The sequence below is a fragment of the Paenibacillus sp. BGI2013 genome, assembly GCF_002843485.1.
Lineage (GTDB): Bacteria > Bacillota > Bacilli > Paenibacillales > Paenibacillaceae > Paenibacillus > Paenibacillus amylolyticus.
In genome coordinates, this window is sequence record NZ_PJFA01000011.1 from 247,779 (window position 1) to 254,442 (window position 6,664).

A 6,664-nucleotide genomic window follows, 5' to 3' on the forward strand; every position below is an offset into this window, starting at 1 on the left:
GAACAGGTGAAGATATTGTATTCGAATTTAATGTAAACCCTTTCATAATAAAGACATCGGTGAAGCCGAATGAACTTGGGGGAGGTCATTAGGATATGAAGAAAACATGGATGACACTGTTGATTACGGCATGTATGGTTGTGGCGGCGGGGTGTAGCAGCGGCGGAGACAGCGCAGGTGGAAGTACGGGAACAGATACAGGAGGCCAGACAGCAGCCGGTACGGAAACGCCCAAGATTGGTGTTGCCATCTACAAATTTGATGATACATTCATGACGGGTGTACGTAATGCGATGACCGCAGCAGCGGAAGGCATTGCGACCCTGGATATCGTAGATAGCCAGAATGCACAGCCGACCCAGAATGAGAAAGTGGATCTGTTTGTGTCCAAGAAATACAATGCAATGGCTGTGAACCCGGTTGACCGGACGGCGGCAGGTGTCATCATTGACAAGGCCAAGGCAGCGAACATTCCAGTGGTATTTCTCAACCGTGAGCCAGTGGTGGAAGATATGAATAAGTGGGATAAAGTGTACTACGTAGGAGCAAAAGCGGAGGAGTCCGGTACGATCTCCGGACAGCTGATTGTGGATTACTGGAAAGCACATCCGGAAGCTGACAAAAACGGCGATGGCAAACTGCAATACGTCATGCTGAAAGGGGAACCGGGTCACCAGGATGCAGAGCTTCGAACCAAATATTCGGTTCAGGCGATCCAGGATGCCGGTATCGAAGTGGAAGCACTGGCGGAAGACACGGCGATGTGGGACCGGGTGAAAGGTCAGGAGAAAATGCAGGCATTCCTGGCTTCGCATGGTGACAAGATCGAAGCTGTTCTCGCAAACAATGATGACATGGCCTTGGGAGCCATTGAGGCATTGAAAGCAGCCGGATACTTCAAGGATGGCAAATCCATGCCGGTTGTAGGTGTGGATGCAACAGCTCCAGCCATTCAGGCTCTACAGGATGGCACGATGCTGGGTACGGTGCTTAATGATGCCAAGAATCAGGGTGCGGCCACGGTGGCACTGGCTTCCGTACTTGCTAAAGGTGAGACACCAACAAAGGAAAATACCAAATACGATATTACAGATGGTAAATACGTCTGGATTGCATACAAAAAGATTACAAAAGACAACATCGCCGACGCCCAATAACAGCACGAGACAGGGACGTCCGACATTCGGGTAGCGTCCCTTTTTTGCCGGTCATATGGAAGGGAGGAACCAAGATGGAGTCACCTTACCTGCTGGAGATGAATGGAGTTTCCAAAGCATTTCCGGGTGTGCAGGCACTAAGTCAGGTCACATTGAAAGTGAAACCGGGGACGGTTCACGCCTTGATGGGAGAGAATGGAGCGGGGAAATCCACACTTATGAAATGTCTGTTCGGCATGTATCGCCCCGATGAAGGAACGATACGTATCGAAGGAAAGGATGTGGATATTCCGAATTCCAAAGCGGCACTTCAGCAAGGCATATCCATGATTCATCAGGAGCTGAACCCGGTCCCGCATCGTCCGGTGATGGAGAATATATGGCTGGGGCGTTTTCCGATGAGGGGAATACTGGTGGATGAGAAACGGATGTATACTGATACGCTGGCGCTGTTCAAGGACTTGAACCTTGATATTGATCCGAAGGCTCAGGCGGGGACACTGTCTGTCTCCAAGATTCAATCCATGGAAATTGTCAAGGCGGTCTCTTTTCAATCCAAAGTCATCGTCATGGATGAGCCCACTTCTTCCCTGACAGGCAAGGAAGTGGATCAGCTCTTTGCCATTATTGATGAACTGCGCAGTCGCGGCGTGTCTATTATCTATATTTCACACAAGATGGAGGAGATCCTGACGATCTCGGATGAAGTGACGATCATGCGTGATGGTTTCGTTGTCGGGACATGGGATGCTGCTGATCTAACGACAGATCTGATCATTACGCGTATGGTTGGCCGTGATCTGGACGAACGTTTCCCGGAACGGACGAACGTACCCGGTGAAGTGATATTAAAAGCCGAGGGTCTGACATCAAGCCAGTCCAAATCGTTTTGTGATGTATCCTTTGAGCTGCGAAAAGGTGAAGTGCTTGGCATTGGCGGCTTGGTTGGAGCACAGCGGACAGAACTGATTGAGTCCTTGTTTGGACTGCGCGGACTCGCTTCAGGTACGATTTCGATTCATGGGCGCAAGGTGAAGATTAATTCCCCCGCAGCAGCGAAGCGTCATAACATTGCGTTGCTCACGGAAGAACGAAGGGTTACAGGGATATTCCCTGTGTTGTCGGTGTATGAGAACACGATCATTGCCAGTCTGGGACGCTACCGAAATCGAATGGGCTTGCTGGACGAGAAAAAGGGCCGCGAAGAGGCACGTGAGCAGACGCAGAAGTTCAGAACCAAAACGCCTTCGGTTAACACGCTGATTCGAAACCTGTCTGGCGGTAATCAGCAGAAAGTTCTGCTGGCCCGCTGGTTATTGACCGACCCCGAGATACTCCTGCTGGATGAACCGACACGTGGAATCGATGTAGGGGCCAAGTTTGAGATTTACACCATTATTACGGAACTGGCTCGTCAGGGCAAAAGCATTATCATGATTAGCTCAGAGATGCCTGAGCTTCTGGGTATGTCGGATCGCATTATGGTGATGAGCGAAGGGCGTCTCACCGGAATCGTGGACGGGGCCGAGGCAACCGAGCAGGATATTATGAGGCTGGCCGCGCAGCAGCGGATGGCTTAGTCAGGAGGGAAACAGATGAACACACAGATGATCAATCAAGTGAAACAATATGTAACACAGCGCGCCATCTTTATCGTACTGATCCTGCTCATTATTGGTATTGCGATTGCTGATCCGAATTTTCTGGCCTTCTCCACACTGCGGGACATCTTACAGCAGTCCTCCACACGGGCCATTATTGCGCTCGGTGCAGCCTTTATCCTTGTCACGGGCGGGGTCGATCTATCCGCTGGACGGGTGGTTGGTCTGACAGCGGTTGTATCGGCATCGATGTTGCAAATTGATGAATATGCCAATCGCTTCTTCCCCGATCTGCCGCAGTTATGGGTGGGTCTGCCGATCCTTGTCGGGATTACCGCGGGTCTGTTCGTGGGATTGGTAAATGGACTGATTGTCGCCAAATTACATGTGCCCCCATTTATCGCAACGCTGGGCACAATGGTTGCTGTGTACGGACTGAACTCCATTTATTTTGATACGGAACCCAACCAGTCACAGCCGATCGGAGGATTGAGACCCGATTTTACGGTTATTGGCTCTGGATACATTGATCTGGGCGGGGGTTATTCCATCCCGTATATTGTCCTCATTGCTATTGCGGTGGCATTAGTCTGCTGGGTGATCTTTAACAAAACACGTCTCGGCAAAAACATGTACGCGATCGGTGGCAACATTCAGGCAGCGCATGTATCCGGGATTCATGTGGCTCGCAACCTGGTGACGCTGTATGCCATTGCGGGTGCACTGTATGGTTTGGGTGGTGTGCTTGAGGCAGCACGCACAGGTGGAGCAACAAACAATTACGGTAACATGTATGAGCTGGATGCGATTGCTGCATGTGTGGTAGGCGGCGTATCAACGGCAGGAGGTATTGGAACGGTACCCGGGGTTATGGCGGGTGTGCTGATCTTCGGGGTCATCAACTATGGTCTAACGTTTATCGGTGTAAGTCCATACTGGCAGTTGATTATCAAAGGATTGATCATTGTTGCTGCGGTGGCTTTTGATATCCGTAAGTATATGGCGAAGAAATAAGATGAGCCTCAAGAGGTTACATCAGTCACTCCGATGACAGAACAACCTTCTGATCGCTGTTATCCCCAGATTTTTTGATTCCCTTCTAAAGAAGTGAAAATCCGGGGATAGCATATGCTTCCGATGCAGCTTTCTTTCAGAAAGCTTTTAGGCGAACGCTCCGCTTCTTCAGGTTATTTCTGTCCTCTACGTTATCGTGTAAACAATTTGTTCATCTTATATGGTAAAGCAGCAAAGAAGCCAGCCCTCGGGATATAGAGAGCTGGCTTTAATTGTTTAACCATTGACCATCCAATCGATAACGGGGATAACTGGTCCAATGATGCATAAGAGCAACATAAATCCGGCGACGTTATAAGATACACTTGTGCCATAATGTGAACGATTTTTTTTGGCGATCAAGAAGGCTGGAATCCAGAAGAGGGCTGCTACTACAAAAGGAATGTGAAGTCCTTGAGTTCCGTTGCTATAAATAGGTATGTTTATTAAGTTAAAAAGATAATGACTGATCATAAAATTTGTTTTGCCCCATTGGAAATTAAAGGCGAGACCCATCAATAGTACGAGTAGAGAGAGTGTTCCGAGGCCCAGTGGTTTTCGTTGTGTTGTCATGTGATATCCTCCATAAGAAAGTATTTATCCTAAATTAATCCATTAATGTATTGTACCACAATATTGATCTATGCGAAGAGGAATTGTTTCACTTTTGTTGATTACAATTACATCATATGTCCTATTGCCTTCATAATTTATACATTCGTGCGAATTTGGCGAGCCTCCACTAATCGACAACATCAGCTAATCATAATCGATATAATACATGTACATAAGTTATTTGATGTGAGTTTTATGTCAAAGGGGGCGAGGCTGTTTGCTTAGTTACACGATGAAAATGGTGATATTCCCGCTAGGTTGTCTGCTTGTCATTCTGTCCTCTTATGTTCTCAGGCTTACCCCTAATATGGCAATAATGTCACTTTCGGCGACATTATTGGTAGCAAGTATTTATGGGGAGAGACGATATCCTGTGCTGCGAAAATTTCAGTGGATTTTTCTAGGGATATTCCACTATTTCAGTGAACTGAACTGGTGCAACATGCTGTATTATATGCTCATTATTTCAATGATCCAGGACAAACCAAGGTTGACGCAGACCTTGCCGATTTCGTTGCTGCTTATGCTGCAATATACGTTGATTCGGCTTTCGTATGTGCCTGTAGATACATATGCTTTGCTGGTTTCGTTATTTGACCTGTTAACCTCGGTTGTTATCATTTTTTTGTACCATACCTTAATCAACAGTGAGGTCGAGAAGCGTAGGCTTCGGGAAAAAAATCGGTTCCTGACCCTGCATGATCCGCTTACCGGACTGTTGAATTACGAAGGTTACATGGAGGTGTTACATAAGACAGTAGAAGAGCAACGGTCTTTTTTGCTTGTCCTTCTGAACGTCAATAACTTTAGCGGCTTTAAAAAAGAGTCAGAAGATCCTTGGTGTACGGTAATCACAGGTACAGGCCAGATGATCAGCAATCATTTCACCGAGGCCTATGGCATATCCCGGTATGCAGGAGACCGATTTGCGGTCGTTTTGCCAGAGATACAGGATGTGGAAGAACGAATGTCGTCACTACTATCCGTGCAACTTCAAGGACTCCAGGTAAGCTACAGCATCTCCCTGTACCCGGAAATGTCGGATTCGTTGCAGCACTTTATGACGGTAGCCGAGGATAGGCTGCTTCAACAACAGCGCAGCAAATGGCTGAAAAATGAAGAAGAAGTATTTCGTTCCGAGAGACTAAGGGCTGTAGGTGAACTGGCCGCGGGTATGGCTCACGAAATTCGGAACCCGCTTACCGCAATTCGGGGATTCCTGCAGCTGTCCCGTGGACAAGCGTTTAATATCGCGCCATGGTATGAAGTGATTATGGGTGAGGTGACAAGAGTAACCGATCTGACGGCTGAATTTTTGCAGTTTTCCAAACCACATGCGAATCACATGAAGCCTGAACATTTGGGTCACTGCCTTGAACGAGTGATGTCTTTGACCGAGTCAGATGCGGCATCCCGAGGGCATCAAATTACGCTTGAAATGACTAATGAGCCAGTTGTGATCATCATGGATCGAGATAAAATTGTGCAGGTATTGATCAATCTGATTCGTAACGCTTTTGAAGCAATGACAGACCCTGGTGAGGTCCATATGGATTTGTTGCAGGACGGAGACGCAGTGCTCATTTCAATTACAGATACAGGAAGCGGCATTCCGGAAAATTCGCTATCCACCATCTTTAATCCATTTTATACAACCAAAGAAGAAGGTACGGGACTTGGACTTGCGCTCTGCCAGAAAATCGTTCAGGATCACAATGGTAAAATTACCGTCCATAGTGAAATGGGGGTTGGCTCCACCTTCACGCTTCATCTGCCAATGGAGACATAAAGCGTATAAGGGATCCAAAGATAGCAATTAAGTAGTCATTAGACAAAAACATAAAAACGCCGCATGGGTCCAGAAGAACCCCGTGCGGCGTTTAATATTTCGATTAATAAGTTGATGTGTGGAGACTACATTGGTTCAGATCATTTTAGCTATATAAGAGTGTGTCTGCAAATTCAAGTAAGCGATATGATGATGGAGGTCAGCGTATAAAAGTCTGAAGTTCAAGCCGGTTGATCCTGGCGAATGGGTAGTCGATTTTCTAAGGAACATAGGACGTCTTATTTGGCCTTCAAGTCCTTACTTTAATTTGTAAGAAACTTCATGGAGCTAGAATAAAAAGTGGACACCCGTTAACGGACGGAAGGATAATAAGACTAACGGAGGTGTCCACATGGGAGAACAGCGGCAACGATATAACGAAGAATTCAAAAAACAAACGGTCAAATTCA

The 6,664-nt window shown here is 47.1% G+C and carries 5 protein-coding genes; 4 read left to right on the forward strand and 1 reads right to left on the reverse strand.

Translation table 11 applies throughout. The features are described from left to right. Positions 1-95 precede the first annotated feature (95 nt). The 3 genes from CXK86_RS24125 to mglC all read left to right on the forward strand — a co-directional run bounded on the left by CXK86_RS24125 (position 96) and on the right by mglC (position 3,772). Positions 96-1,157 (forward strand): galactose ABC transporter substrate-binding protein, encoded by a 1,062-nt coding sequence (locus CXK86_RS24125; RefSeq protein WP_101314718.1) that lies wholly within the window; start codon positions 96-98, stop codon positions 1,155-1,157. A gap of 74 nt (positions 1,158-1,231) precedes the next feature. Continuing rightward, a complete protein-coding gene (locus CXK86_RS24130) occupies positions 1,232-2,737 on the forward strand; it encodes a sugar ABC transporter ATP-binding protein (RefSeq protein ID WP_076253354.1) in 1,506 nt (501 codons plus the stop codon). A gap of 15 nt (positions 2,738-2,752) precedes the next feature. Next, positions 2,753-3,772, forward strand: coding sequence for a galactose/methyl galactoside ABC transporter permease MglC (gene mglC, locus CXK86_RS24135; protein WP_076253353.1), 1,020 nt, complete (start codon positions 2,753-2,755; stop codon positions 3,770-3,772). Between the two features lie 276 nt (positions 3,773-4,048). Here the strand turns inward: mglC and CXK86_RS24140 are convergent, their stop codons facing one another. After that, complete coding sequence (locus CXK86_RS24140) at positions 4,049-4,384, reverse strand: hypothetical protein (RefSeq protein ID WP_101314719.1); 336 nt, start codon at positions 4,382-4,384, stop codon at positions 4,049-4,051. A 274-nt stretch (positions 4,385-4,658) separates the two neighbouring features. On the opposite strand from CXK86_RS24140, the gene CXK86_RS24145 reads away from it, so the two are divergent. Continuing rightward, a complete protein-coding gene (locus CXK86_RS24145) occupies positions 4,659-6,215 on the forward strand; it encodes an ATP-binding protein (RefSeq protein ID WP_036606550.1) in 1,557 nt (518 codons plus the stop codon). Positions 6,216-6,664 lie beyond the last annotated feature (449 nt).

Coding starts and splice junctions, on each gene's coding strand:
- CXK86_RS24125 (WP_101314718.1), top strand. CDS start 96: ATGAAGAAAACATGGATGACACTGTTGATTACGGCATGTATGGTTGTG.
- CXK86_RS24130 (WP_076253354.1), top strand. CDS start 1,232: ATGGAGTCACCTTACCTGCTGGAGATGAATGGAGTTTCCAAAGCATTT.
- mglC (WP_076253353.1), top strand. CDS start 2,753: ATGAACACACAGATGATCAATCAAGTGAAACAATATGTAACACAGCGC.
- CXK86_RS24140 (WP_101314719.1), bottom strand. CDS start 4,384: ATGACAACACAACGAAAACCACTGGGCCTCGGAACACTCTCTCTACTC.
- CXK86_RS24145 (WP_036606550.1), top strand. CDS start 4,659: ATGAAAATGGTGATATTCCCGCTAGGTTGTCTGCTTGTCATTCTGTCC.